Origin of the sequence: Paenibacillus sp. AR247 (assembly GCF_002968895.1) — a bacterium.
In the GTDB taxonomy this organism is placed as follows: domain Bacteria; phylum Bacillota; class Bacilli; order Paenibacillales; family Paenibacillaceae; genus Paenibacillus_AQ; species Paenibacillus_AQ favisporus.
Map to the genome: position 1 here is coordinate 455,625 of NZ_PCZT01000012.1, position 25,620 is coordinate 481,244.

General features: G+C 53.4%; 27 protein-coding genes and 3 pseudogenes. 28 read left to right on the forward strand and 2 right to left on the reverse strand.

Features of this window, described 5'->3' with window-relative positions; translation table 11 throughout:
* Window positions 1–19: 19 nt before the first annotated feature.
* The 22 genes and pseudogenes from spoIIIAG (at window position 20) to CPT76_RS23705 (ending at window position 19,635) form a co-directional block, all read left to right on the forward strand.
* Entirely contained in the window at window positions 20–658 is a 639-nt protein-coding gene (gene spoIIIAG, locus CPT76_RS37730) for a stage III sporulation protein AG (RefSeq protein ID WP_105444633.1), read from the forward strand.
* 49 nt (window positions 659–707) lie between these two features.
* Window positions 708–1,607: a SpoIIIAH-like family protein gene (locus CPT76_RS23605; protein ID WP_105444634.1), complete on the forward strand. Its 900-nt coding sequence runs from the start codon at window positions 708–710 to the stop codon at window positions 1,605–1,607.
* Window positions 1,608–1,755: 148 nt separating this feature from the next.
* Window positions 1,756–2,237: pseudogene (gene accB, locus CPT76_RS23610) on the forward strand (acetyl-CoA carboxylase biotin carboxyl carrier protein).
* 24 nt (window positions 2,238–2,261) lie between these two features.
* Window positions 2,262–3,608 carry an acetyl-CoA carboxylase biotin carboxylase subunit gene (gene accC, locus CPT76_RS23615; protein ID WP_374954718.1) on the forward strand — a complete coding sequence of 449 codons (1,347 nt, stop codon included), beginning with the start codon at window positions 2,262–2,264 and terminating at the stop codon, window positions 3,606–3,608.
* Between the two features lie 121 nt (window positions 3,609–3,729).
* Window positions 3,730–4,137, forward strand: a complete 408-nt coding sequence (locus CPT76_RS23620; protein WP_076170016.1) for an Asp23/Gls24 family envelope stress response protein — start codon at window positions 3,730–3,732, stop codon at window positions 4,135–4,137.
* Window positions 4,138–4,215: 78 nt separating this feature from the next.
* A complete protein-coding gene (gene amaP / locus CPT76_RS23625; RefSeq protein WP_076170174.1) occupies window positions 4,216–4,755 on the forward strand; it encodes an alkaline shock response membrane anchor protein AmaP in 540 nt (179 codons plus the stop codon).
* Between the two features lie 15 nt (window positions 4,756–4,770).
* The gene (locus CPT76_RS23630; RefSeq protein WP_076170017.1) at window positions 4,771–5,004 is read left to right on the forward strand and encodes a DUF2273 domain-containing protein; all 234 of its coding nucleotides are present in this window, start codon (window positions 4,771–4,773) and stop codon (window positions 5,002–5,004) included.
* A 165-nt stretch (window positions 5,005–5,169) separates the two neighbouring features.
* Window positions 5,170–5,613 carry a transcription antitermination factor NusB gene (gene nusB, locus CPT76_RS23635; protein WP_076170018.1) on the forward strand — a complete coding sequence of 148 codons (444 nt, stop codon included), beginning with the start codon at window positions 5,170–5,172 and terminating at the stop codon, window positions 5,611–5,613.
* 61 nt (window positions 5,614–5,674) lie between these two features.
* On the forward strand, window positions 5,675–6,532 hold the full coding sequence (gene folD / locus CPT76_RS23640) for a bifunctional methylenetetrahydrofolate dehydrogenase/methenyltetrahydrofolate cyclohydrolase FolD (RefSeq protein WP_105444635.1): 858 nt from the start codon (window positions 5,675–5,677) through the stop codon (window positions 6,530–6,532).
* A 63-nt stretch (window positions 6,533–6,595) separates the two neighbouring features.
* Window positions 6,596–7,922: pseudogene (xseA, locus tag CPT76_RS23645) on the forward strand (exodeoxyribonuclease VII large subunit).
* Entirely contained in the window at window positions 7,912–8,175 is a 264-nt protein-coding gene (gene xseB / locus CPT76_RS23650; RefSeq protein WP_076170021.1) for an exodeoxyribonuclease VII small subunit, read from the forward strand. Before xseA ends, xseB begins: the two are co-directional and overlap by 11 nt.
* Window positions 8,147–9,073, forward strand: coding sequence for a polyprenyl synthetase family protein (locus CPT76_RS23655; protein ID WP_181153020.1), 927 nt, complete (start codon window positions 8,147–8,149; stop codon window positions 9,071–9,073). The genes xseB and CPT76_RS23655 overlap by 29 nt, the downstream gene beginning before the upstream one ends.
* Window positions 9,074–9,191: 118 nt before the next feature.
* A complete protein-coding gene (gene dxs / locus CPT76_RS23660; protein ID WP_105444637.1) occupies window positions 9,192–11,099 on the forward strand; it encodes a 1-deoxy-D-xylulose-5-phosphate synthase in 1,908 nt (635 codons plus the stop codon).
* Between the two features lie 36 nt (window positions 11,100–11,135).
* Window positions 11,136–11,993 (forward strand): TlyA family RNA methyltransferase, encoded by an 858-nt coding sequence (locus CPT76_RS23665; RefSeq protein ID WP_105444638.1) that lies wholly within the window; start codon window positions 11,136–11,138, stop codon window positions 11,991–11,993.
* 97 nt (window positions 11,994–12,090) lie between these two features.
* Window positions 12,091–12,663: a hypothetical protein gene (locus tag CPT76_RS23670; protein WP_308737657.1), complete on the forward strand. Its 573-nt coding sequence runs from the start codon at window positions 12,091–12,093 to the stop codon at window positions 12,661–12,663.
* A 30-nt stretch (window positions 12,664–12,693) separates the two neighbouring features.
* Entirely contained in the window at window positions 12,694–13,143 is a 450-nt protein-coding gene (gene ahrC, locus CPT76_RS23675; RefSeq protein ID WP_105444639.1) for a transcriptional regulator AhrC/ArgR, read from the forward strand.
* 42 nt (window positions 13,144–13,185) lie between these two features.
* Window positions 13,186–14,922 (forward strand): DNA repair protein RecN, encoded by a 1,737-nt coding sequence (gene recN, locus CPT76_RS23680; protein WP_105444640.1) that lies wholly within the window; start codon window positions 13,186–13,188, stop codon window positions 14,920–14,922.
* Between the two features lie 103 nt (window positions 14,923–15,025).
* Complete coding sequence (gene spoIVB, locus CPT76_RS23685) at window positions 15,026–16,351, forward strand: SpoIVB peptidase (protein WP_105444641.1); 1,326 nt, start codon at window positions 15,026–15,028, stop codon at window positions 16,349–16,351.
* Between the two features lie 184 nt (window positions 16,352–16,535).
* On the forward strand, window positions 16,536–17,339 hold the full coding sequence (gene spo0A / locus CPT76_RS23690; protein ID WP_105444642.1) for a sporulation transcription factor Spo0A: 804 nt from the start codon (window positions 16,536–16,538) through the stop codon (window positions 17,337–17,339).
* A gap of 285 nt (window positions 17,340–17,624) precedes the next feature.
* Window positions 17,625–18,464: a stalk domain-containing protein gene (locus CPT76_RS23695; RefSeq protein WP_105444643.1), complete on the forward strand. Its 840-nt coding sequence runs from the start codon at window positions 17,625–17,627 to the stop codon at window positions 18,462–18,464.
* 62 nt (window positions 18,465–18,526) lie between these two features.
* Window positions 18,527–19,417 carry a ComEC/Rec2 family competence protein gene (locus tag CPT76_RS23700; RefSeq protein ID WP_258168752.1) on the forward strand — a complete coding sequence of 297 codons (891 nt, stop codon included), beginning with the start codon at window positions 18,527–18,529 and terminating at the stop codon, window positions 19,415–19,417.
* A gap of 5 nt (window positions 19,418–19,422) precedes the next feature.
* Window positions 19,423–19,635: a DUF3006 domain-containing protein gene (locus CPT76_RS23705; protein ID WP_105444645.1), complete on the forward strand. Its 213-nt coding sequence runs from the start codon at window positions 19,423–19,425 to the stop codon at window positions 19,633–19,635.
* A 13-nt stretch (window positions 19,636–19,648) separates the two neighbouring features.
* On the opposite strand, the gene CPT76_RS23710 is transcribed toward CPT76_RS23705, so the two are convergent.
* The gene (locus CPT76_RS23710) at window positions 19,649–20,254 is read right to left on the reverse strand and encodes a thymidine kinase (RefSeq protein ID WP_105444646.1); all 606 of its coding nucleotides are present in this window, start codon (window positions 20,252–20,254) and stop codon (window positions 19,649–19,651) included.
* A 200-nt stretch (window positions 20,255–20,454) separates the two neighbouring features.
* Between CPT76_RS23710 and CPT76_RS23715 the strand changes: the two genes are divergently transcribed.
* Both CPT76_RS23715 and CPT76_RS23720 read left to right on the forward strand, forming a co-directional pair.
* Window positions 20,455–20,667, forward strand: coding sequence for a hypothetical protein (locus CPT76_RS23715; RefSeq protein WP_105444647.1), 213 nt, complete (start codon window positions 20,455–20,457; stop codon window positions 20,665–20,667).
* A 135-nt stretch (window positions 20,668–20,802) separates the two neighbouring features.
* The gene (locus CPT76_RS23720) at window positions 20,803–21,117 is read left to right on the forward strand and encodes a hypothetical protein (protein ID WP_146116392.1); all 315 of its coding nucleotides are present in this window, start codon (window positions 20,803–20,805) and stop codon (window positions 21,115–21,117) included.
* Window positions 21,118–21,166: 49 nt separating this feature from the next.
* Here the strand turns inward: CPT76_RS23720 and CPT76_RS23725 are convergent, their stop codons facing one another.
* Window positions 21,167–21,466: a DUF2627 domain-containing protein gene (locus CPT76_RS23725; protein ID WP_076170032.1), complete on the reverse strand. Its 300-nt coding sequence runs from the start codon at window positions 21,464–21,466 to the stop codon at window positions 21,167–21,169.
* A 215-nt stretch (window positions 21,467–21,681) separates the two neighbouring features.
* Between CPT76_RS23725 and lpdA the strand changes: the two are divergent.
* The 4 genes and pseudogenes from lpdA to CPT76_RS23745 all read left to right on the forward strand — a co-directional run.
* Window positions 21,682–23,032, forward strand: a pseudogene (lpdA, locus tag CPT76_RS23730) (dihydrolipoyl dehydrogenase).
* 134 nt (window positions 23,033–23,166) lie between these two features.
* Complete coding sequence (locus tag CPT76_RS23735; protein WP_105444649.1) at window positions 23,167–24,198, forward strand: thiamine pyrophosphate-dependent dehydrogenase E1 component subunit alpha; 1,032 nt, start codon at window positions 23,167–23,169, stop codon at window positions 24,196–24,198.
* On the forward strand, window positions 24,198–25,184 hold the full coding sequence (locus tag CPT76_RS23740; protein WP_089548084.1) for an alpha-ketoacid dehydrogenase subunit beta: 987 nt from the start codon (window positions 24,198–24,200) through the stop codon (window positions 25,182–25,184). Before CPT76_RS23735 ends, CPT76_RS23740 begins: the two co-directional genes overlap by 1 nt.
* Window positions 25,185–25,210: 26 nt before the next feature.
* Window positions 25,211–25,620 (forward strand): biotin/lipoyl-containing protein (locus CPT76_RS23745; RefSeq protein ID WP_308737658.1); only part of this gene is annotated, 410 nt, incomplete at its 3' end.

Genomic DNA, 25,620 nt, shown 5'->3' on the forward strand with positions numbered 1-25,620 from the left:
TGAAGGCGGAGGTGAAACGATGGGGAAGTGGCTGAAGAAGCTTGAGCAATGGCTGGGGGGCGGACAGGGAGGGACGAAGCGGGTACATACGTTCAGGTGGCTGATTATCGTCGGCTTGATCGGAGTGGCAATCGTGCTGTTCAACTCCTTTGTCAATGTGAAGAAACTCGATAACGAAAACATAGGGAGGGAGCCTCCGGCTGGGGCTGAGTCCCAGGAAACGTTCCAGAGCTCGGCAGGTCAGACTTCGGACTTTGCAGCGATTGAGGAAGCGGCCGAAGGCAGGATGAAGGACATTTTGGAGAAAATCGTTGGCGTAGGCACGGTGGACGTCATGGTCACGGTGGATTCCACGGAGGAGATCGTCTATCAACGGAATGTGAAAGACTCCCAGCAGCAGTCGGAAGAAAACGACGCGAACGGCGGTCAGCGCCATACGACCCAGTATACCCGGGATGGCGAGATCGTCACCTACGAGCAGTCGGGAACGCAGACGCCGATCATTACGAAAAAGGTAAAGCCGCAAATTCGCGGGGTGCTGATCGTAGCCAAAGGTGCAGAGAACGAAGTGGTTCGCAACTTGATTGTGGACGCGGTGGAAAAAGGCCTGAACGTACCGGATTACCGGATCTCCGTCGTTCCGCGCAAGCAGGGGTAAGCCGATTTCCCCGATATAATCCAGTTGACTTATGAGGAGGATTTAACGAATGAACAGTAAAAGACAAACGATTTGGTTGGTGTCGATGCTCAGTTTGATGGTAGTCCTGTCCGCTTATTATCTGTTTACCGAGGACTCCGGGACGTCGAAGACGCCTGTCGCTGACAGCCAGCAGGTGGACAGCAAGACCGACAAAGACGCTAAGACGACGGCCTCGGCCGGCAGCAAAGACAACGGGGTTGTCGTAGACGAAGTTGTGACATCGGGCCAATCGGGTGACAAGACCGCGGATGCGGGCAAGGCCGACGGTTCCGCTGCGAAGGATACAGCCCAGGATACGTCGAAGGAAGACGCGGCTAAGGATGCGACGAAGGATACCGCCGCTGCTGGCAGCACGGCCGATAAGGACGCCGCAGCCAAAGACACAGCCAAGGATACGGCTGACGCCGGACAAAAGAGCGCAGCGGCAACCGACAAGGCTGCGGACGATAAAACGGCATCCATAAGTAAAACAGACGCCGGCAAGACAACCGCAAGCACGGAGAAAACGGACGATGAGATCCTGAAGGAAGTGGCTTCACAGGCTTCGACAGGCAGCAGCATGCTCGAATCTCTTCAATGGCAGCGGTCGCAGACGAATGCTCAAAAAACAAACGACCTGATGGCGGCGATCAATGACATGAGCAAGGACAGCGAAGCTTCGGCCAAGGCGAGCCAGGAACTGCAGGCGCTCGAAAACAAAGAGACGATCATCGAAGGCATCGAGGAAGAGCTGGAGCAAAAATTCTCCTTTGCGAACGCATTCGTGAAGGAAAATGACGACAAGTACCAAGTGCTCGTCCTGAGCGACAAAATGGATGCCAAGCAGGCAGCGGGCATCGTTCAGCTGGTGATGAAAGAGCTGAAAGTGACCCAGGACAAAGTCAGCGTGAAAGTCGTCTCCGAGTAAAATGGCGGAAAAACAGAAATATCGTCGAAAGAGTCCGGGACAGCCCAGGACTCTTTCCATTTCTTCCGATTATGTTATAATACTTATCGTTATGTGTATGAATTGTCCGAAGCCACGGCTTCCACGCAGCTGAAGGAGTGAATTGCGAATGTTTAAATTGAACGAGATAAAGAATTGATCAAGCTGGTCGATGAGACCTCCGTACATGAACTTGAACTTGAATCAGAAGGAGCACGCCTTTCCATCCGCAAGCCGGGCAAAACCGAAGTGGTTAGCGTTCAGGCTGCGCCTCAATTTGTACAGGCCCCTGCCGCACAGCAGGCTCCGCAATACGTACAGGCACCCGCCGATAATGCGCAGGCCCCAGCACCGGATGCAGCTTCTTCCTCACTACATAAAATCGTCTCCCCGATGGTAGGAACATTCTACAAAGCCTCTTCTCCGGACGCCGCGCCGTTTGTCAGCGTCGGTGACCGCGTTGACGAGAAAACGACGGTTTGCATTATTGAAGCGATGAAGCTGATGAATGAGCTCGAAGCAGAAGTAAAAGGCACCATCGTCGAGATTCTTGCGGAGAACGGACAACTGGTGGAATTCGGGCAGCCTCTGTTTCTGGTGAAGTCGGAATAGGCACCGCACAATGGAGGAGGTTACTTGCATGAAATTTCAAAAATTCTGATTGCCAACCGCGGTGAAATCGCAGTCCGGATTATCCGGGCCTGCCGCGAGCTCGGCATTTCCACCGTTGCGGTTTATTCGGAGGCCGACAAGGAAGCGCTGCACGTCCGTTTGGCGGACGAGGCATACTGTATCGGCCCTACGCTTTCGAAAGACAGTTACCTGAATTTCACCAACATTATGAGCGTCGCCACGTTGACGGAGTGCGACGCCGTTCATCCGGGATACGGATTTCTCGCCGAGAATGCCGATTTCGCGGAAATTTGCGAGTCCTGCAACATTACCTTTATCGGACCTTCGGCTGACGCCATTAACAAGATGGGCGACAAAGCGGTTGCGAAGCAGACGATGAAGAGCGCCGGCGTGCCGGTCATTCCGGGGTCTGACGGCCTGGTTGAGGATCTGGATGAGGCGGTAATGATCGGCCGGGACATCGGCTACCCATTGATCATCAAAGCGACGGCCGGCGGCGGCGGAAAAGGAATCCGTATCGCTGAGGACGAGCAGGCGCTGATTAAGCAAATCACGGCGGCACAGCAGGAAGCCCAAAAGGCGTTCGGCAATGCCGGCGTTTATCTGGAGAAATATTTGACCGGCATGAAGCACGTTGAGATTCAAGTGATTGCCGACAACCACGGCAACGTCGTTCACCTGGGCGAACGCGACTGCTCGGTGCAGCGCCGCCGCCAGAAGCTGATCGAGGAAGCGCCTTGTCCGGTGCTGTCCCCCGACATTCGTCAGCGGATGGGTGAAGCCGCAGTCCGCGCCGCCCTTGCCGTTAACTACTCCGGTGCGGGCACGCTCGAGTTTCTGCTCGGCAACGACGGCCAGTTCTACTTCATGGAAATGAACACCCGCATTCAGGTGGAGCATCCGGTTACGGAAATGGTCACCAATGTGGATTTGATCAAAGAAATGATTTCGGTCGCGGAAGGTCACCCGTTGTCGTTTACGCAAGAAGACGTTCAAATTAACGGCTGGTCGATCGAATGCCGCGTCAACGCGGAAGATCCGGACCGCAACTTTATGCCGGCTCCGGGCAAAATCCAATTTTACCTGCCACCGGGCGGTCCTGGTGTACGGGTGGACAGCGCGGCTTATCCGGGCTACAGCATTCCTCCGTTCTACGATTCCATGATCGCGAAGCTGATCGTATGGGCGCCGACGCGTCAGGAGGCGATTGCCAAGATGAAGCGGGCGCTGTCCGAATTCGTCATCGAGGGCGTGCACACCACCATTCCGTTCCATCAGAAGCTGATGGAGCATCCGGTGTTCAACCGCGGCGATTTTGACATCAAGTTTTTGGAGGAAAACGAAATCTGACGCCTGCTTCGGATTGTTTGTCATAAAGTTCCCCAAATGGTATAGTATGAATGATTAGGGGCAATCCTGCTTTCGTCTGAAGCGGTTTTATATATTATCTGAAAGGTGTGTTGATTCAGGGATGAGCACATTACCGAGTGAATTTGAACGTACGGACATCGGTGAAATTCAAATAGCACCTGAAGTGATTGAAGTGATCGCGGGTCTGGCTACGGTGGAAGTGAAGGGCGTCGCCGGCATGAGCGGCGGATTTGCCGGAGGCATCGCCGAGCTGCTTGGCCGCAAAAATTTGTCCAAAGGCGTGAAGGTGGAAGTCGGCCAGCGCGAAGCGGCTGTGGACGTCTCGGTTATTATCGAGTACGGAAACCGCCTGCCGGAAGTGGCGACGGAAATCCAGCGCAATGTCAAACGCTCCATCGAAATGATGACAGGCCTTACGGTCATTGAAGTCAATGTGCATATCCATGATGTTTACTTCAAAAACGCGGAGAGAGCCGAAGACGTTGATTACAGTCAGCGCGTAAAATAAAGGATTCAATTGGTCACCATAACCCCCGACACGCGAAATGTCGAGGGTTTACTCTAATTTAAGGAGGCTGTGCTGTTCGTGGCTAAGATACTGGACAGACTTCTGCTGTTTATTTACAGCTTGAGTATCGGAGTAATATGTGTATTTGCCATCCTCCTCATGAGTGATTTGGTTCCGTCTCCGGATGAACTGCTGAACACAGCCGAGCTTCAGCTGACGGTCATCGTGGCGGCGGTGATCCTCTTTTTACTCAGTATCCGCTTCTTCTATATCTCGATTCGCCCGGACAGAACGCATGTCCACTCCATTGACCAGAGGACCGAATTCGGCGACATTCAGATCTCGGTGGAGACGATCGAGAACCTGTGCCTCAAGGCGGCTTCGCGGGTGCGAGGCGTCAAGGACCTGAAGGCCAGGATCCATGTGACGGAAGCGGGCCTTGAAATCATGATTCGCGCCGTCGTTGACGGCGATGTGTCCATCCCGGCCATGACCACCGACGTGCAGAAGCAGGTTCATGATCACCTTCAGGAAACGACAGGCATTCCGGTCTCTAACGTGGCGGTATATATAGCGAATGTGGCCCATGCACCAGTGATCAAGAGTAGAGTGGAATAGAGGTGAATTCTCCGAGTGATCTGGAAAGAAATTTGGGAGAGTCACAAAGGACGGATTACCGGTATTGCCGGCGGTATTTTTTTCGGTTTTATTTATTTGTTTGCGGGTTTTTGGGATATGTTGTTCTTTGCATTGGTAGTGTTCATAGGATATTCTGCCGGCAAAAGGAAGGATCTTCGGATGGATTCCTTTTTCCGCTGGCGGGAAATGGGTCAGTGGCTCTCCGAGCGCTGGCGCCCGTTCAAATGAACCCGTGATATGCCTTTCTCCGGAAAAAGAGCTGCAGCTTCTTGAAGCCCATATTCTGGAGATTGACATGCTCACGGTTTTTTTTGTGCAAATCACGATGTTTTTATTCCCGCGGTGACCCATAATAAGGACAAGAGGAAATTTCAAGGTTCTAGGAGGAACATGATGAAAAGACGTGTAGCCAGGGAGCTGGTCGTTCAGTGCCTGTATCAGATGGAAATGAACGAAGCAACAAGCGAAGAAGCGCTGGAAATGCTGCTGGAGGATGCTGCCGAAGAAAATGATACCGAGCGGACCATCACCGATGAAGCGGAACTGAAGGAATTTGTACTGGGGCTCGTAAACGGCATTTGGGGCAGCAAAAAAGCGGTGGACGACCTGCTGGAAAATTATTTGAAGGGCTGGCAAATGAGCCGCCTCTCCAAAGTGGACCGCCAAATCCTCCGCCTCGCCGCCTATGAAATGCTGTATCGCGACGACGTGCCGGCCAAGGTTGCCGTAAATGAGGCGATCGAGCTGGCCAAGCATTTCGGAACCGAGGATTCGGGCAAGTTTGTTAATGGAGTTCTGGGGAACATGATCCGCGAGCTGGATCAATTGAAGTCATAGTCTTGCATAAGGACGCTTAGCCGTCCGCTTTGCCAATCTAAAACATAGGGGAGAGAGCGACATGACAGCATCTATTATCAATGGAAAACAGGTTTCTGAGGATATCCGGACCGGAATTGCCGCCGAAGTCAAGGAGCTGGCCGCCAAAGGCGCCACTCCGGGGCTTGCCGTCGTGCTGGTAGGAGAAGACCCGGCTTCCCAGGTTTATGTGCGAAACAAGGAAAAAGCGTGCCACGATCTTGGATACTATTCGGAGGTTCACCGGCTTCCGGCTTCGACGACTCAGGAGGATTTGCTTGCATTGGTGGACAAGCTGAACAAGCAGGACACCATTGACGGCATCCTCGTCCAGCTGCCGCTTCCCGGACATATTGACGAGAAGGCAGTCATTAACGCGATCGCGGTAGACAAGGACGTTGACGGATTCCATCCGGTAAACGTCGGCAATCTGGTCATCGGAGATGACAGCCTTCTTCCATGCACGCCGGCAGGCGTCATCGAGCTGATCAAGCGTGCGGGTGTAGAGCTGGCCGGTAAGCATGCCGTCGTCATCGGCCGCAGCAATATCGTCGGCAAACCGGTTTCGCTGCTGCTTCAGCGCGAAAACGCGACCGTGACGATGTGCCACTCCCGGACGATCGGCATGGCGGATATTGCGCGTCAGGCTGACATCCTGGTCGTTGCGATCGGTCGGGCCAATTTCATCGATGCGAGCTTCGTCAAACCGGGTGCCGTCGTCATCGACGTGGGCATGAACCGGCTGGAGAACGGCAAGCTGGCCGGAGACGTGGATTTCGAAAGCGTTAAGGAAGTATCGGGCCCGATCACGCCGGTGCCTGGCGGCGTAGGACCTATGACGATTACGATGCTGATGCAGAACACCCTGATCGCGGCCAAACGCCATCACGGATTGGCATAACGGAGCGGATGCCATGGAGCCGCAGCGTATTTTTCAATCAAGGACTTGAACCGTTATATCCGGATGAAGATGGACTCGGACAGTGGACTCGGACAGTCTGCTGTCCGACGTCTGGATCCGGGGGGAAATATCGAATTTTACCCACCATTCCAGCGGGCATATGTATTTCACGCTCAAGGATGAAGGGAGCCGCATCAAAGCGATTATGTTTGCCTCCCACAACCAGCGGCTGCCGTTTCGACCCAAGGAGGGCTCAAGGGTCATCGCTAGAGGGAACGTTACGGTATACGAGCGGGATGGGCAGTACCAATTTTATGCGACCCAAATGCAGCCCGACGGGATCGGCAGCCTGTATTTGGCTTATGAGCAGCTTAAGGAAAAGCTGGAGAAAGAAGGGCTGTTTGCTGCAGACCGCAAGCGGCCGATTCCGGAGTTTCCGGAGACGATCGGCGTCATCACTTCGCCGACAGGTGCGGCCGTACGCGATATTATGACGACGCTTGAGCGGCGTTACCCGCGGGCGCGGATCATTCTCGCCCCTGTCCTGGTCCAGGGAAAAGGGGCCGCTCCTTCGATCGTGAAGGCCATTCGCACGATGAACGAGCTGGATGAAGCGGACGTGCTGATCGTCGGCCGTGGCGGCGGCTCACTGGAGGAGCTGTGGGCCTTTAACGAAGAAATGGTAGCGCGGGCGATCCGCGCCTCGCATATACCGGTCATTTCGGCCGTCGGACACGAAACCGACTTCACGATCGCGGACTTCGCCGCAGACCTGAGAGCGGCGACTCCGACCGCGGCCGCGGAACTGGCCGTGCCGCATGCAGGCGAGCTGAAGGCGCGGCTGCAGCAGCGGGAACGGCTGCTGCTCCAGCTGCTTCAGCAGCGGGTGAAGCGCAGCCGCCAGCAGCTGGCGTCACTGCAGCGCTCGCCCGTGCTGCTGCATCCGCGGCGCTACATGCTGCAGCATGCGGAGCGCCTGGATATGCTGCGCCAGCGGCTTAGCGGCAACCTGCGTTCCCGGGTGCAGCTGAACCGGGAAAAGAGAAGCCGCATGTACCATGCGCTGATGCGGTACAATCCGCAGGAGCAGCTCACAGGGGCCCGGAGCCGCAACGATGCGGCGCGCCGGCAGCTGCTTCAGTCGATGCAGAACATACTGAAAGACAAGAAATCCCAGCTTACTTCCGGCGTGCGCCAACTGGATGCCCTCAGTCCGCTGAAAGTCATGGCCCGCGGCTACAGCCTCGTTTATGACGAGCAGGAGAAGCGTTTAATTAAATCGATTCATGAGGTACAGCCTGGCGACGTGGTCCAGATCAAAGTGAACGACGGCCAGTTATCCTGCCAGGTATGGGAACTGAAGGAGGATGCACAGGAACATGGGGAATGAAAAAGAGCTCAGCTTTGAGGACGCAATGATTCAGCTCGAGGATATCGTCGGAGAACTGGAGCACGGCGACGTTCCGCTCGAAAAGGCGATCGAGCTGTTCCAGCAGGGGATGAAGCTGTCCCAGCTGTGCGGGCAGAAGCTCGAACAGGTGGAACGGAAAATCGAGATGATTGTTGAAGAGGATGGGGAGCTTCGCAAGAAGCCGTTCGGCGGCGGACAGCTCGATCAGAGCGGCGGTGAAGTTTTTGAGTGACCGGGTTTCGTTCCAGGAATACATGCAGCAGATTTCCGAGAAAGTAACCGCCTCGTTGGAGGACAGCCTGCCGCATCATTGGCAGGTTCCTTCTTCCTTAAAGGAATCCATGACGTATTCCTTGATGGCCGGAGGAAAGCGGCTCCGTCCGCTGCTGGTGATTGCAGCCTGCGAAGCGCTCGGAGGCAACGGGGAGGCGGCCCTTGATGCGGCATGCGCCGTTGAAATGGTACATACCTACTCGCTCATTCATGATGATTTGCCGGCTATGGATAATGATGACTACCGCCGGGGCAAACTGACCAATCATAAAGTATATGGCGAAGCTACCGCCATTCTGGCCGGAGACGCCCTGCTGACGCATGCCTTTTACACGATCGCCCGAATCTCGGCGAAGCATGGCATTGATGCGGCCCCGATTTTGGCCATTGTGCAGGACCTCGCGGAGATGGCCGGTCCAAGAGGCATGGTTGGCGGACAGGCGGCCGATATGGAAGGGGAGCAGGGAGTCACGGATCTGGAGCATCTTCAGTATATCCACCAGCACAAGACGGGCGATCTGATTATTTTCTCCCTCCTTGCCGGCGGACGGATTGCCGGAGGCTCGGAGCGCGAGCTGGAAGCGCTGCGTACGTTTGGCAGCCGCCTGGGGCTCGCCTTTCAAATTCAGGACGATATCCTGGACCTGGTTGGAGACGAGGCAAAACTGGGTAAGAAGACACAGAGCGACATCAAGCAGGAGAAGGTGACATATCCTTATTTTATCGGTCTGGAAGCTTCGCAGCAGCAGGTCGAGTCACTGACCCGTGAAGCCAAAGCGGCTGTCTTGAACGCCGGTTTTCAGGATCCGGAGCGCCTGCTGGAGATCGCCGATTATTTAATGCACAGGGACCATTAGAGCATGATGCTTTATGTATGATGGGCATTTTATGATATAATGGCGAAAAGAATCTAATCATGGAAGAATGTCATGGATAACCATATCACTAATTACGAAGGAAAGCGGGGAGATTGCCGTGCTGCTTCCACAAATTAACGAGCCAGGACAATTGAAATCACTATCGGTTGACGAGCTCACTTCTCTGGCGGCCGAAATCCGTCAATTTCTGATTGAGAAGCTGTCGGTCACCGGGGGGCATCTCGCATCAAATCTGGGAGTGGTGGAACTCACGCTGGCCCTGCACTATTGCTACAACAGCCCGCGCGATAAATTTATTTTTGATGTAGGACATCAAGCCTACGTTCACAAGATGCTGACGGGCCGAATGGATCAGTTCGACACGCTGCGGAAATACAAGGGGATGTGCGGCTTTGTCAAACGAAGCGAAAGCGAGCATGACGTCTGGGAAGCCGGGCACAGCAGCACCTCTTTGTCCGCGGCTATCGGCATGGCCGTTGCCCGGGACTTAAAAGGGGAAAACAACAAAGTGATCGCCATGATCGGGGACGGTGCGCTCACCGGCGGCATGGCTTTCGAAGCCTTGAACCATATCGGACATGAACAGAAGGACCTGATGGTCATTCTGAACGACAACGAGATGTCGATTGCGCCGAACGTCGGCGCCATGCATAACTATTTGAGCAAAATCCGCTCGGACCGCCATTATTTGCGTGCAAAAGACGAGCTTGAGATGATGCTGAAGAAGATCCCGGCGATCGGCGGCATGCTGGCCAAGACCGGATCCAGGCTGAAGGAAAGCCTCAAATACATGATGGTTCCCGGCGTGCTGTTCGAAGAGCTGGGCTTAACTTATCTCGGACCGGTGGACGGCCATGATATCCACAAGCTGATCGAAACGTTCAAGCAGGCCGACAACGTGCGCGGACCGGTATTCGTGCATGTGCTTACCACCAAAGGCAAAGGATATAAACCCGCAGAAGCGGATTCATATAAATGGCACGGGATTACGCCGTACAAAATCGAATCTGGCCAAGTCCTTAAATCGGTAGGAAATCCGATGTACACCGACGTGTTCGGCAAGACGCTGATCGAGTTAGGTGAACAGGATTCCCGCATCATCGCTGTCACGCCTGCAATGCCCAAAGGCTCCGGTCTCATTCCGTTCAGCGAACGGTTTCCGGACCGCATGATCGACGTCGGCATTGCGGAGCAGCACGCGGCGACGATGTGCGCCGCGTTGGCGATGGAGGGCATGAAGCCGGTGTTCGCCGTCTATTCCACGTTCATGCAGCGTGCGTATGACCAGATCGTTCACGATATTTGCCGCCACAACGCCAACGTCATGTTCGCCATCGACCGGGCCGGCTACGTAGGGGATGACGGTGAGACGCATCAGGGTGTGTTTGACATCGCGTTTATGCGCCACATTCCGAATATGGTCATGATGATGCCGAAGGATGAAAACGAGCTGAGACATATGATGAAAACCGCCCTGGAGTATAACGACGGACCGATTGCTTACCGCTACCCGCGGATTAACGGCCTGGGGGTTCATCTGGACGAGGAGCTTGTGCCGATTCCGATCGGCAAATGGGAAACCGTCCGTGAAGGCGAAGGATACGCCGTCTTGGCCTGCGGCCCGATGGTTCAGGTTGCGCTTGAGGCAGCGGACCAGCTGAAACGGGAAGGTATTCATCTGCAGGTGGTCAACGCCCGGTTCATGAAGCCGCTGGATGAAGAAATGCTGCTGGAGCTTGCCGAGAACGGCACGAATATGGTGGTGCTTGAGGAAGCCAGCGAAGCGGGCAGCTTGGGCAGTGCCGTACTGGAGTTTTATGCTTCGAAGCATATATTTGACACGAAAGTGTCCTTGATGGGTGTGCCCGACCGCTTTATCGAGCATGGCAGCGTGAAGGAGCAGCGGGAGGAGACCGGTCTTACGGCGGCAGGAGTAGTCGGCGAGATCAAGAAGCTGATGTCCCTGCATCCTTACGAGATCGGCAAAACCCAGTTTCCTTCCTAATGGACGCCGAAATCGCCGTGCAGTCAGGAGATAACGATGAATTTGCCTAAAGAACGAATCGATGTCCTGCTCGTTGAGCAGGGCTTTTATGAGAGCCGGGAAAAAGCCAAAGCGGCGATTATGGCCGGGCTGGTCTTAGCCGCAGAAGAACCGGTCGAAAAGGCGGGGACTAAAATTCCGCGCGATACGCCGCTTAGGGTCAAGGGAGCGGTGCATCCTTATGTCAGCCGCGGCGGTTTGAAGCTGGAAAAGGCGCTCCGAACCTTTGGGATCGATCTGACCGGCAGAACGATGCTGGATATCGGGTCATCCACCGGCGGCTTTACCGATTGCGCGCTTCAGAACGGAGCCGGCTATGTGTACGCCATTGATGTCGGGTACAATCAGCTGGATTGGTCGCTGCGAAACGACGAGCGGGTGTGCGTGATGGAACGGACCAACTTCCGTTACATGACGCCCGAGGATCTGAAAGGCCCTTCCCCGGATTTTGCCAGCATCGATGTATCCTTCATTTCGCTGCGCATCATCCTGCCCCCGCTGATGGCGCTTCTGAACAAACCGGCCGACGTGGCCGCGCTGATTAAGCCGCAGTTTGAAGCCGGCAGGGAGAAGGTCGGAAAGTCCGGCGTCGTCCGGGAACCTGAAGTTCACCGCGAGGTGCTGATGAACGTGCTGTCTTTTGCCGCTGAGTTAGGCTTTATTCTAAAAGGACTAACGTTTTCGCCGATCACCGGCGGTGAAGGAAATATCGAATTTCTCGCTCATTGGCATGTGCCCGCGAGCCCATCGGATACAGCCGGACAACCTGTAGCCGAAGAAGAGCTGCAGGCTTTGGTTTCTGATGTAGTTGCGCAGGCACGCCATACGTTTACAGGGAACTCATCCAAGGGATGAGTTCTTTTTGTAGGGACGGTCATCATTCTACTGACACAAAAACTTTGGAATAACGATTGATGAGAACGTTTGTTTGGGTTATAATGAGCTTGTTTATATGCGTTTATACATTCGAAAAACGGATTTTTATACATTTAAAAAAGGGATTCTTCCGCATTTCCGCGAATACCAAGGCGAGGTGATGAGGATGGAGGGACGTGCAGACTTGCTGGTCATGGTGCTGATCGGCGTGCTCTTGATCGTTTGGATCGCGTACGGTCTGAGATCATGGCTGTTTAACCCTCTGCCTGCCCGCGTACCGGAAATGCCGATTAACGAACAGATACATGACCATCCCGCGGTAGATCTGCTGGAGGAGGCAGGCTATGAAGTGATCGGCGGCAAAATCAAGATCCCGCTGCTGTTTGAGGCGGACGGGGAGGAATATCACAGCCGCCTGTTTATCGATTATGTCGTGAGGGACGATGACGAGGTATTGTACCTTGTGAAAGTCGCCAGAAGGCGTTTGCCCCTGGAATGGACCGGATCCGGTCTGCGCGACCGTCTGCTGCCCTATTTTCTGCTGTATCCGGGCTCAGGCGGCGTGCTCTTCGTCGATGCCGACGAAGGGGAAATCCGGCGTATTCATTTTGATTGGGATGAAGAGGACTGGAATGGTTATGATGATTAAATATGAGCAACTAACATTTGGGAGGCCACTATGAAAGGACAACGCCATATCAAAATACGCGAGATTATCACCCAGCGGGAGATCGAGACCCAGGACGAGCTGGTGGAGGCTCTGCGTGAAGCGGGTTTTCAGGTGACACAGGCAACCGTGTCCAGGGACATCAAAGAACTGCTGCTGATCAAGGTGCCGATGGATGACGGCAGGTATAAATATTCACTGCCGACGGATCAGCGCTACAATCCGATCCAGAAGCTTAAGCGCGCACTGGTGGACAATTTCGTGCACATCGATTACACGAACAACCTGGTCGTCATGAAGTGCCTGCCGGGAACGGCCAATGCCGTTGCCGTCTTACTGGATAACATGGAATGGAACGAAATCATGGGAACGATCTGCGGCGATGACACGGCGCTGATCATTTGCCGGACGAATGAGGACAGCGAGCGGCTGGTCCAGATGATCAACAGCTTTATTTCATAGTACAAATTATAGATTTGCCTTAGCGGAGGTGCGCTTTTTATCATGCTTTTAACATTGAGTATCCGAAACTTGGCGGTCGTCGAATCCGTCGACGTCCATTTTCATCCCGGCTTTCACGTCCTGACCGGGGAGACTGGTGCCGGGAAATCCATCATTATCGATGCTTTGGGGCTGATTGCCGGAGGAAGAGGCTCGGCGGACTTGATCCGCTACGGCTGCGACAAGGCAGAGATTGAAGCGATGTTCGAGCTGCAGGAAGGCCATCCCGTGTGGGAGGCCTTGGCCAAGATCGGTGTCGGAGGAAGTCATGAAGAGCATTTAATCATCCGCAGGGAGCTGACGTCTCAGGGCAAAAGCACGTCAAGAATCAACGGGCAGCTCGTTAACTTGACGATGCTTCGGGAAGTCGGCGAGCAGCTAGTCAACATACATGGCCAGCATGAGCATCAGAACCTGTTGCGCGCAGACAGGCATCTCAGCTTGCTGGATACTTATGGGGATACGCTGATCGGACCGATCAAACGGGAATATCAGGAACGGTATGCGGCGTTCTCCAAAGTGGAGAAGGAGCTCCGGGAGCTGATGGAATCCAGCCAGAAAGCGTATCAGATGCTCGATCTATATCGTTTCCAGCTGGAAGAAATCTCAGCCGCTTCATTAAAATCCGGAGAAGATGAATGGCTGGGCGACGAAAGGGTCAAGCTATCCCATAGCGAGAAAATGATGGATGCGGTATCGGGATCCTATGAGCTGCTGAACGGGCATCAGGGAATCAGCGTGATCAGCACGGCCATTTCCCGTCTGGAAGACGTCATGAAGTATGATGAGAAGGGTCTGAGGCCGGTACTTGAGCAGCTGCAGTCCGCCTTTTACCAGCTGGAGGACGCTGCCTTTCAGCTCCGGGATTACCGGGATCAGGTGGAGTTTAACCCTGAGCGGCTGGAAGAGGTGGAGCAGCGTTTGGATCTCATCTCCACACTCCGCCGTAAATACGGGGACAGCGTGGAGCAGATTCTGGCCTATTACGAATCGATCCTGCAGGAAACGAGCCTGCTGGAGAACAAGGATGAGCGTCTGGAGCAGCTGAAATCCCAAAGGGAAGGACTGCTGAACGGACTGGTTGAATCCGCGCTGGAGCTAAGCGAAGCAAGGCAGCAGTGTGCTGCGGATCTCGCCCGACAGGTCGAGGCCGAGCTCAAGGACCTGCACATGGAGCGAACGTCGCTGGAAGTCCGTCTGGAGCGGCTTGATGATCCGCGGGGGATCGAGGTCGACGGCCGGAAGATCCGGCTCACCAGACAGGGACTTGATACCGCTGAGTTTATGATATCCCCGAACCCGGGCGAGCCGCTGCGGCCGCTCAGCAAGATCGCGTCAGGCGGTGAGTTATCCCGGATGATGCTGGCGATGAAGAGCATCTTTGCCCGCCATGACCGCATTCCGGTGCTGATCTTTGACGAAGTGGACACGGGGGTCAGCGGAAGAGCGGCACAATCCATCGCCGAGAAGCTGAACAAGCTCGCTGAGACCTGCCAGGTGTTTTCGATTACCCATCTTCCGCAAGTGGCCTGCATGGCGGATCATCAGTATTTAATCGAAAAGAATGTGGATGAAGGACGTACAATGACGCACGTGGAAGAGCTCTCGACGAAGGGCCGGGTTGAAGAACTTGCCCGGATGCTCGGCGGGGTGGAAATTACGAAGAAAACGCTCCATCATGCCCAAGAAATGCTGAAGCTGGCGGACGAGCGGAAAGCCGTCAAATCCGCACCAGAGTAATGATTGACAGTAATAAAAGCCTAGAGGCGGGGTAATCTTAAAGGTACGCAATTGGCGACCACCTTTCGTCAAGCGAAAGAAGCAAAAGGGAGCGTGACAGCCATTGAACTCCAGCCTCAGGAATAAAATGCTCGGTCTTTTCATTGTCTTCTTTCTTTGTTTTTTAGGAACAACAGAGCCGGTACAAAGCCTGGCCGCCATTCCGAATGAAATCAGGATGTTTGCGGGAACGGCACAAGCGCTCTCCATGCCGGTGACAGCCCAAGCTACCGTCGACCGTCCTGGCGTTCTGCATCTCAACGGTTCCGCCGTCACCGCCAAGGTGACTCCAGGGCGTCCATTGCAGCTGACGCCGCAGCACAGCGGAATGGCGAAAGTAACCTTGAAATTATTCGGAACCATCCCTTTTAAAACCGTTCAGATCCATGTCGTACCCGGACTTAAGGTTATACCGGGAGGACAAACCATTGGAGTGAAGGTGAAATCGGCGGGCATTTTGGTCGTTGGGCATCACCTGGTCAGCGTGGATGCCGATACAAAGGTGTCCCCTGGTGAGAATGCCGGAATCCAGCTGGGTGATTTAATGACCCACATGAATGGGATTCCGATGGACGATGTCGCAAAAGTTGCCAAAGTAGTCGAAGAGGCGGGCAAAAGCAAGCGACCGGTCGAAATCAAATTCAAACGCGGAAACAAAGAGATGAGCACGAAGCTGTCCCCCGCATATGACCTGGAAGACAGGGTGTGGCGATTAGGACTGTATATTCGCGACTCAGCCGCAGGCGTCGGAACGTTAACCTTCTATGCTCCCGATCAAGGCGTTTATGGGGCTCTGGGCCATGTCATTACGGATATGAACACGCAGACGCCGATTTCCGTCGGCAGCGGTGAAATTTTGCAGTCCAGCGTAACCTCGATATCGAAGAGCCAAGATGGCGAGCCTGGCGAGAAGAGAGCGCATTTTCTCAAGGAAAGTAAAATCCTCGGTAATATTGAGCGCAACACGCATTTCGGAATCTTCGGCAAGATGAACCAGAATCCGGAGCACAGCTTGTATAAAGAAGGCATCCCGGTAGCATTCGCCCAGGAGGTTAAAGAAGGCCCGGCCGAAATTTTGACTGTGGTGGATGGGCAGCAGGTCGAACGTTTCAAGGTCAATATTGTACATGTGGCGAAGCAGGAATCACCGGCCACCAAAGGACTGGTCATCCGAATTACCGATCCGCGGCTGCTGGAGAAGACCGGGGGCATCGTTCAAGGGATGAGCGGAAGCCCAATCGTGCAGGACGGCAAATTGGTCGGAGCGGTGACCCACGTGTTCGTTAACGATCCGCGGTCCGGTTACGGATGTTTCATCGAGTGGATGCTTCAGGATTCCGGAGTTCTCCCTCAATCGAGAAGTACTCAAAAAAGTCTTAAGGCCGTGTAGCCTTAAGACTTTTTGTCGTTTCATCGCGAAATAGTTAGAATAATGGATGAAAATATTAATTATAATTCAACAAGGTAAAAAAATAAACAAAAATAATTTTCGACAGAAGGAATTTAATGCTGGGTGTCGAAAACTTATCTCTGCAGAAAAATAAGGGAATACGATTCTAAGGAGGAAGCAGCCAGTGCAAAAAATAGAGGTATTGTTGGCGGATGACAACCGGGAATTCACGAATTTGCTTGCGGAATATATTACCGAGCAAGACGATATGATGGTAACGGGAATCGCCTATAATGGCGAGGAAGTGCTAAATATGATCAGTGAATCGAGAAAAATACCGGATGTGCTGATTTTGGACATTATTATGCCGCATCTGGACGGATTGGGCGTTCTCGAAAGACTGCGCGAGATGAATCTGTCCCCGCAGCCTAAAATCATTATGCTGACTGCTTTCGGCCAGGAGAACATCACCCAAAGAGCGGTACAACTCGGTGCTTCATACTACATTCTTAAGCCGTTTGACATGGAGGTTCTAGCCAGCCGTATTCGTCAGCTCGTGGGGCAGCAGCATATCACGACAGGCAATATGACGGTATCAATGAACAAATCCAATGTGGTTCCGATGGCGAAAGGGAAAAACCTTGACGCCAATATTACGTCCATCATTCATGAAATCGGCGTTCCGGCCCATATCAAAGGTTACCAATATTTGCGCGAAGCGATTACTATGGTGTACAACAACATCGAAATTCTCGGTGCCATTACCAAAACGCTGTATCCGGCGATCGCCGAAAAGTTCAAAACGACGCCATCCCGGGTCGAGCGGGCGATCCGTCATGCGATCGAGGTGGCCTGGACGCGCGGCAACATCGATTCGATCAGCCATCTGTTCGGTTACACCATCAACATCAGCAAATCGAAGCCGACCAACAGCGAGTTTATCGCGATGGTGGCCGACAAGCTGCGCATTGAGCATAAGGTGTCGTGAAAGGAATAGCATGACCCTAAAGAATACGCCATACTATGACGATGATCATAGTATGGCGTTTTTTTATTTGATGAAGATCCATCTGTTCCAAAAAAATTCCGATATCCATTATTTTCATTTTGAAAAGGGTAATGATATATAGATTGAACTAAAATTTTGCGGTTTCTTCGTTCATTCCATATAGTTACAAAGTTTTATCTGGATATCAAGCCTGATTAAATTTACACTTATGTTATTATCAAAAATTGGAAACCTTGCTGGGCGAATACGGGAAGGAGTTTAACATTGAAAGCTAAAGGATGGATCATTGCCACCACGGCTGCGATGGTGTTGTCGGCAACGTCAATTATGGTCATGGCGAAACCGGACCCCATCAAAGTGATGCTCAACGGAACCGAGTGGGTGACTGAAAAGGCACCCGTTCACATAGATGATGAAATTATGATACCCTTGCAAACCTTCGGAAAGCTTTTTGGCAAACAAGTCACCTATGACAGCCAAAGCAACACGGTTCGAATTAATGACAAGAAACAGGTCCCCTTTGCACAATCTGACGACAAGACGATACAGATCAGCGGAGATGCCAGCGAATCGGGAACATATGAAAACTTAACGCTGAAGACTCAGACTTTCAGCCGTCACATCCCTGGGTACAATGTGGACAATCCAAGCTATGCTCCAATCATCGAAAGGGCCGATTTGACGGGGGACGGCAAGAAGGATATTGTTATCTTTTTAACGACAGGATATGGAACCGGCGTTTATACTTCCAATCCGCTCGCGTATGCCGAAACAGCAGACCCCATACCTGTAGAGGATGCATATACGGCGTTTTTAAAACAGTTCGACAGTAAAGTGACGGACAAGCAAATCGAGCTGGATATTCGCGGCGAGCGGACGGTCATCCCTATATCCAAACTGCAGTCCGGCCCTTTAAAGTACCCGCCGGGGATCGGAAGCGTTATGACGTATACCCTTGAGGGGAATACCCTGAAAGCGACTACGGCCGTGCAGGTGTCCCCCGCTGAATTTATCGGCGATTTAACCTTAAGCTACACTTTTAAAAACGGTCTTCTTCAAGCAGGTGATGCTCAGTTCGCCTTGTACCCCGAGTACGGTTCGTGATAAGATAACGTTCTGGCAGTTATTACTAACTTGTTAAGGCTACAGCCGTGAAAGGAACGATGATGAAGACATCCAAGATAACCACTTTACTGCTGACAGGCGTCATCACGGCGTTGCTGATCCTGAGCGGATGCAGTCTGGAGATCAACCCGGCGGCACCGGAGAACAACAGCACCCCAGCGAGCACCGGCGGGGGTAACCTTCGGGTCGTTTTTCTGGATGTAGGGCAGGGAGCTTCTCAGCTTATTATTTCCCCTTCCGGTAAAACGATGCTGATTGATGCCGGGAACAATGACAAAGAAGAGCTGATGCTGCAATATATGGAGCAATACGGTATCACCAAGCTGGACACGGTCATTGGAACTCATCCGGATGCCGACCATATCGGCGGGCTGGATGCGGTCATTAACCACATTCCGGTGGGCCGCATTTATATGCCGAAAGCACAGGCCAATACGAAAACGTTTGAATCCGTTCTGCGTGCCGTAAAAAATGCCAAACTGAAGGTACAAACGGCCAAGGCCGGGATCTCTTGGGATATGGACGATGAGGTTCATGTCGATATGCTGGCGCCCCGCAAAAGTTATGACGACTCGAATAACATGAGCGCTGTGGTGAAAATAACGTACGGCCGCACTTCTTTTCTGTTGACCGGTGACGCGGAGTCGGACAGCGAACGGGATATGCTTGACGCCGGAACGGATCTGCAGGCGGATGTCATGCTGGTGGGGCACCACGGCTCCAAATCGTCGACCACGCTCGCATTTCTCAAACGGGTTCATCCGAAGTATGCGGTTATACAGGTAGGTGCAGGCAATACATACGGCCATCCGAAAAGCGTCATTCTAAACCGGCTGAAGCAGCAGGGCGTCAAGGTATACCGTAACGATCTTCAGGGAACGATTGAAGCGGAGTCGAATGGGCAGAAGGTGACATTCCGAACGGAAAGGTGAGAACGATGACGGGATATGTCGAAGGCTATGAAGGACCGTATTGCCGCATTGAAGTGGACGGTAACATCCAGGCCGTACCCCGTGAACAAGTGGATCCTCAAGTGAAGGTAGGAGACGCTGTGGAACTGAAGGACGGAAAATGGGTGACCGATCCGGCTGCAACTAAACGGCGCACGGACGAAATCAAAAAGCTGATGGACGATGTTTGGGAATCATAAAAAAAACTCTACATCAGGCACTTCCTTTGGCACTGACCTTATGCGGTGGAACAAAACAGCACCGGCACCGCGGCTCGTAATCATCGGAATCCCCGATCATGATTACCGAGCCTAGCGGAGCGGGGTGGCCGTTGACAATCCGCTGTGTGAACACGGCTTCCGGGCTGCCGCATACCGCACAAAAGGCGGTCAGCAGCTGGATGTCGTCGGCCATGGCCAGCAGCCCGCCTATGTAGCCGAATTCTTTTCCACGATAGTCCAGATTCAGTCCGTCCACGATGACATGCTTCCCGCTGTATGCCAGCTCTTCCACCAGGCCAAGGATCGGCTTGCTGAAGAACTGAACCTCATCAAAAGCGACCACATCCGCGTCAGCGGTTTCCGCCAAGATTTTGGCGGTGATGTCAGCGGTCAACTGCCGCGGAATGGAGATGGCTGGCAGCCGGTATCCGATCCGGCTTACGATTTCGTTCTTCGCGTAGCGCTGATCCTCCTCGGGCTTGTATGCCACCAGCTTTTTCCGCCCGTATTGGATCAGTTTTTGGCACCGGCGGATAAGTTCACCCGATTTTTCGCTAAACATGGGTCCCGTAATTACGGTAATCCGTCCTTTATTCACGTTCAGCCTGCTCCTTTCCCGTTAGCATAACCCGTTCATGTTCTATATGATGACAAAACACGAAAAATTGCGACTTTTATAGAGTACCACAATTAAAACGGACATGGCTACAAAAATAACCGAAAGTGGCGTGCAGGCGTTTGGCCGTGGTATGGTTAATATTAAGAAGGATCGAATGAGCATTTGGAGGAGACGGCATCATGCAGGAAAAAATAGACGCCTATAAAGCGAGGATCGCTGAACTGACAGCAGAGCTCGGCAAGGATCCGCAAGTGGAAGATCTGGTCAGCAGTCTGTTCGCGGACCTCGAAGAAGCGGTTCAGCAAAACCATAAACTGCGGCTCACGCTGCTGAAGTCCTCATCGAAGGAATCACGGATGTCCACCAAGCTGAGAGAGGCGTTGTACGAATAATTTATCCGGTCCGGTTCATGTCTAGTCGCTTGCTGCAGCTTTTGCGGCAAATTGGGATACACCAATTCACACGATCCGCTATATCCTAAAGTGAGCAGGAATACATTGAAGCGGGGTGATTGGGTGAACCGGTCCATGGATAATAAGAAACGGCGCAAGCCGGCAAAACCGGTTGTAAAGTATGCCAAAGCCGGCGTGCCCCCGCCGAAATTGAGCCCGCAGCAAATCGCAATCATTGCGGGATTACTGAACAATTTCTTTGTGGTCGAATCTGTGCTTTACAACCGCGATAACGAGCTGAAGGTCGTCTTAACGAGCAGAATGTTGACGAATCTTCCGGTGCTGGGGAATCCGGAGTATGGATTGGTGAAGGAGGACATCGTTCTTGACATTATCGCCAGCGAAACCGATCAAGATTCGGACCAACAACAAAACCCCGTTCTGAGATAAATCTGCAGTCCGGGGTTCTTTGTTCGATTCCTGGTCTTGGAATCCGGCATTATGATGATTGTACGGGCGGTTTGGGCTTGCGCTTCTCTTTGAAACGTGGCCCTACATAGTTTCGTTTGCGGTCCCGGAACAGAATCCAGCCGCCGAGAAAGCTCATCCCTGCCACGAACAGGAGCAGGCCGAGCACAAAATGTCCCCACGCAAACGACGGATGGGCGACGCTCGCATCGCCGTGGAGCGAATAATATTCGAATACCGCATCTTTCATAAACAAAAATCCGGTCATTGCCGCCAGTCCCGGAATGACGAGGATCAGGATGGCGATAAAGCGGGAAATAATCAGTTTCATGAAAAATCCCTTCCTGTTGGCCTGTTTTAGTCCACTATATCATAACTCGTCCGGCGAATCTTTGTCTATTTCCGGACATGTGATAACATTTTGTAATGCGGTGAAAACCGAGTACAATATAAAAGCGATGGAGTGCTTCTTACTCCGGGCACAACTTGTCATAAGTTATGCGCCAAATGGTTTCAATATAAACATGTTAAGATGGGGGATGGACAATGACAATATCATGTGACGTAGCCGTTCTGGGCGGCGGTACCGGCGGTTATGTGGCTGCAATCCGCGCAGCTCAGCTGGGCAAGGAAGTCGTTATTATCGAAGCGGACAAGCTGGGAGGAACGTGCCTGCACCGAGGCTGTATTCCAAGTAAGTCTTTGCTGCGGAGCGCGGAAGTATACGCAGAGATCAAAGAAAGCGAGAGCTACGGCATCGAAACAGCAGGGGCCGCACTCAAATTTCCCAAGGTTCAGGCGCGGAAGGAAGCGATCGTAGATCAGCTGCACCAAGGGGTTTCGCCGAAAAGTCGGTGCCGTTGCTGTGGAACTTGCGGATGGGGAGATGGAGACGGTGGTTCCGACGCATTTGATTATCGCCACAGGCTCCCGTCCAAGAGTGCTGCCTGGACTTGAACCCGACGGAATACATATTTTGACTAGCGACGAGGCACTACAAATGGAGGAGCTTCCGAAGTCCATCATCATCGTCGGCGGCGGCGTGATCGGTGTTGAATGGGCTTCGATGCTGAACGATTTCGGCGTGGAGGTCACCGTTGTGGAGGCGGCAGGCCAGCTGCTTCCCGCAGAAGATGAAGAAGTGGCCCGTGAGCTTCAGAAGTCGTTTTCGCGCCGGGGCATCAAAATGGTTACCGGGGCCCAGCTGCAGACGGAGACATACGAAGCAGCGGATCATCAGGTGCACATCGATGTGCGTGTTGGGGAAAAAACCGAACGGCTTCAAGCGGACAAGCTGCTTGTGTCGATCGGCCGCCAGGCGAATGTGGAGAACATCGGTCTGGAGAACACGGATGTCCGGGTGGAGCGCGGTTTTATAGCTGTCAATAAACATTATCAAACCGGCGAATCCCATATTTATGCCATCGGCGACGTCATTGGCGGACTGCAGCTCGCGCATGCGGCAAGCCATGAAGGAATTGCGGCCGTCAACCATTTGGCAGGTGAAGAAGTTCACCCGGGGGATGCGGATCTGATTCCAAGATGCGTGTACACAAGACCCGAAGTGGCCAGCGTCGGCATCACCGAGAAGGAAGCCCGCAGCCGCGGATTCGAGGTTAAGGTCGGCAAATTCCCGTTCCAGGCCATTGGGAAGGCATTGGTACAGGGGAGCAAGGAAGGATTCGTAAAAGTAGTAGCTGATCCTAAGACAAATGACATTTTAGGTGTGCAAATGATTGGAGCCCATGCGACCGACCTGATCAGCGAGGCGGCATTGGCCCAATTTTTGAATGCAACCCCTTGGGAGATCGGACAGATGGTGCATCCGCATCCGACGCTCTCGGAAATTTTGGGCGAGGCGATGCTGGCTGTAGACGGCAAATCCATCGGAATGTAAGACCAAAATTTAGAATCGGTTCTTTTCTTTTCACCGCAGTTATGATTATAATAGGGTTAAGCCAAGTCTTAGTACCAGGTTTTAATAGTAGATCAGGGACAGACTGCAGGCTCTAAAATAAGGAGGTACCTCCCATGAATGATCAGGGTACTGTTCACACGCCACATGAGCATGAACAGCTTGGACTCACCAACGGCCAAGTCATCGACATGTACAGATATATGATGCTCGGGCGCAAATTTGACGAGCGTAACCTGCTGCTGCAGCGGGCTGGCAAGATTAACTTTCACGTATCGGGAATCGGTCAGGAGGCGGCCCAGGTCGCCGCGGCGTTTGCGCTGGATCGGGAAAAGGACTACTTTTTGCCTTATTATCGCGACTATTCACTTGTTTTATCGGTAGGAATGACTCCGTACGAGCTGATGCTGTCGGCTTTTGCGAAGGCTGAGGATCCGAACAGCGGCGGGCGGCAAATGCCCGGACACTTTGGCAGCAAGCGGCTTCGGATCGTAACGGGCTCAAGCCCCGTCACTACCCAAGTGCCCCACGCCGTAGGCGTAGCTTTGTCCGCCAAGATGAGAAAACAGGATATCGTTTCGTTTGTAACCTTTGGCGAAGGCTCGAGCAACCAAGGGGACTTCCACGAGGGAGCCAACTTTGCGGGCGTTCATAAGCTGCCTGTGATTTTTATGTGCGAAAACAACCAGTATGCCATTTCGGTCCCGCTTCATAAGCAGATCAGCGGCAAAGTCAGCGACCGGGCGCTCGGCTATGGGTTTCCAGGCATCCGGGTGGACGGCAACGATGCGCTCGCGGTCTACAAAGCCGTGAAGGAAGCGCGCGAACGCGCTGTCCGCGGCGAAGGACCTACGCTGATCGAAGCCATGATGTACCGCCTGTCACCGCACTCCACCTCGGATAACGACTTGGCGTACCGGACCAAAGAAGAAGTAGAAGAGAACTGGAAAAAAGACGGCATTGTCCGTTTTAAACAATATTTGATCAGCTGCGGCATTTGGGATGAAGAAAAGGATGCGGACTTGCAAGCACAGTTGGCTCTTGAGATCAAGGAAGCAACCGAATCGGCCGACAATGCTCCGTTCCCGAAACCCGAGGATACGCTGAAGCATGTGTATGCGGGCGATAGCGAAGAGGGGGTATACTAATGGCCGAAATGGAATATATCGATGCGATTCGTCTGGCAATGAAAGAAGAAATGGAAAAAGACGAAAACGTGTTTGTCCTCGGTGAGGATGTCGGCGTTAAAGGCGGCGTGTTCACGACGACCAAAGGCCTGCAGGACCAGTTCGGCGAGGAGCGGGTCATCGACACGCCGCTGGCGGAATCCGCTATCGCCGGCGTTGCGATCGGCGCGGCCATGGTCGGCATGAAGCCGATCGCGGAAATGCAGTACTCCGACTTCATGCTGCCGGCAACGAACCAAATTATCAGTGAAGCCGCGAAAATCCGCTATCGTTCCAACAACGACTGGAGCTGTCCGGTCGTCGTTCGTGCGCCGATCGGCGGAGGCATTTTCGGGGGATTATACCATTCCCAATGCCCGGAATCGATCTTTTTCGGCACCCCCGGTTTGAAAATCGTAGCGCCTTTTACCGCCTATGACGCGAAAGGACTGCTGAAAGCTGCGATCAACGATCCGGACCCGGTGCTGTTTTTTGAAAATAAAAAATGCTACCGCATGATCAAGGGCGACGTGCCTTTGGACGACTATACTGTACCGATCGGCAAAGCTAACGTGCTGCGCGAGGGGACCGACATTACGGTCATCGGCTATAGCATGCCGCTGCACTTCTGCCTTCAAGCCGCCGAAGAGCTGGAGAAAGAAGAAGGCATCTCGGCCCATATTCTGGATCTGCGCTCCCTGCAGCCGCTGGACCGTGACGCCATCATTGAGGCGGTCCGCAAAACCGGCAAGGTGCTGATCGTACACGAGGACAACAAAACGGGCGGTGTGGGCGCCGAGGTGTCCGCTATTATTTCGGAAGAATGCCTGTTCGACCTCGATGCGCCGATCAAGCGGCTGTGTGGTCCGGACGTACCGGCCATGCCGATCAGTCCGCCGATGGAGAAGTTCTTTATGCTGAGCAAGGATAAGGTCAAGCAAGCCATGCACGAACTGGCGGTTTATTGAGAATTGCCGTATGAAGGAGTGAAAATATGTCAAATCAAAAGTTTACCGATATGGTGATGCCGCAGCTGGCAGAATCGCTCGTGTCTGCCACCATCGCCAAATGGCTGAAGCAGCCTGGCGATAAAGTGGAACAGTATGAGCCGATCTGTGAGGTCATCACCGATAAGGTCAACGCGGAAATCCCGTCCACCGTGGACGGGATTATGGGAGAATGGGTCGCCGAGGAAGGCCAGACCGTCGCCGTCGGCGAGGTTATCTGCCGCATTGCGGCGGCAGGTGCTGCGGGGGCTCCGGCGGAGGAACGGCCGCAGGCGGAGCCGCGTACTACACCGGCCCCAGTACAGCCTGAAGCCTCTGGAGACCAGTCCATGCGCGGCCGGTATTCTCCAGCGGTGCAAAGCCTGGCAGCCGAGCATGGCGTGAATTTGAGCGCCGT

Bases quoted from the DNA above. Each gene is read 5' to 3' on its own strand.
- CPT76_RS23670 (WP_308737657.1), top strand. From the start codon at position 12,091: ATGCGTTTATACATTCGAAAAACGGATTTTTATACATTTAAAAAAGGG.
- CPT76_RS23720 (WP_146116392.1), top strand. From the start codon at position 20,803: ATGGATAATAAGAAACGGCGCAAGCCGGCAAAACCGGTTGTAAAGTAT.
- CPT76_RS23735 (WP_105444649.1), top strand. From the start codon at position 23,167: ATGAATGATCAGGGTACTGTTCACACGCCACATGAGCATGAACAGCTT.
- ahrC (WP_105444639.1), top strand. From the start codon at position 12,694: ATGAAAGGACAACGCCATATCAAAATACGCGAGATTATCACCCAGCGG.
- CPT76_RS23740 (WP_089548084.1), top strand. From the start codon at position 24,198: ATGGCCGAAATGGAATATATCGATGCGATTCGTCTGGCAATGAAAGAA.
- nusB (WP_076170018.1), top strand. From the start codon at position 5,170: ATGAAAAGACGTGTAGCCAGGGAGCTGGTCGTTCAGTGCCTGTATCAG.
- CPT76_RS23620 (WP_076170016.1), top strand. From the start codon at position 3,730: ATGAGCACATTACCGAGTGAATTTGAACGTACGGACATCGGTGAAATT.
- CPT76_RS23665 (WP_105444638.1), top strand. From the start codon at position 11,136: ATGAATTTGCCTAAAGAACGAATCGATGTCCTGCTCGTTGAGCAGGGC.
- recN (WP_105444640.1), top strand. From the start codon at position 13,186: ATGCTTTTAACATTGAGTATCCGAAACTTGGCGGTCGTCGAATCCGTC.
- CPT76_RS23700 (WP_258168752.1), top strand. From the start codon at position 18,527: ATGAAGACATCCAAGATAACCACTTTACTGCTGACAGGCGTCATCACG.
- CPT76_RS23705 (WP_105444645.1), top strand. From the start codon at position 19,423: ATGACGGGATATGTCGAAGGCTATGAAGGACCGTATTGCCGCATTGAA.
- CPT76_RS23605 (WP_105444634.1), top strand. From the start codon at position 708: ATGAACAGTAAAAGACAAACGATTTGGTTGGTGTCGATGCTCAGTTTG.
- folD (WP_105444635.1), top strand. From the start codon at position 5,675: ATGACAGCATCTATTATCAATGGAAAACAGGTTTCTGAGGATATCCGG.
- CPT76_RS23725 (WP_076170032.1), bottom strand. From the start codon at position 21,466: ATGAAACTGATTATTTCCCGCTTTATCGCCATCCTGATCCTCGTCATT.
- CPT76_RS23715 (WP_105444647.1), top strand. From the start codon at position 20,455: ATGCAGGAAAAAATAGACGCCTATAAAGCGAGGATCGCTGAACTGACA.
- spoIIIAG (WP_105444633.1), top strand. From the start codon at position 20: ATGGGGAAGTGGCTGAAGAAGCTTGAGCAATGGCTGGGGGGCGGACAG.
- xseB (WP_076170021.1), top strand. From the start codon at position 7,912: ATGGGGAATGAAAAAGAGCTCAGCTTTGAGGACGCAATGATTCAGCTC.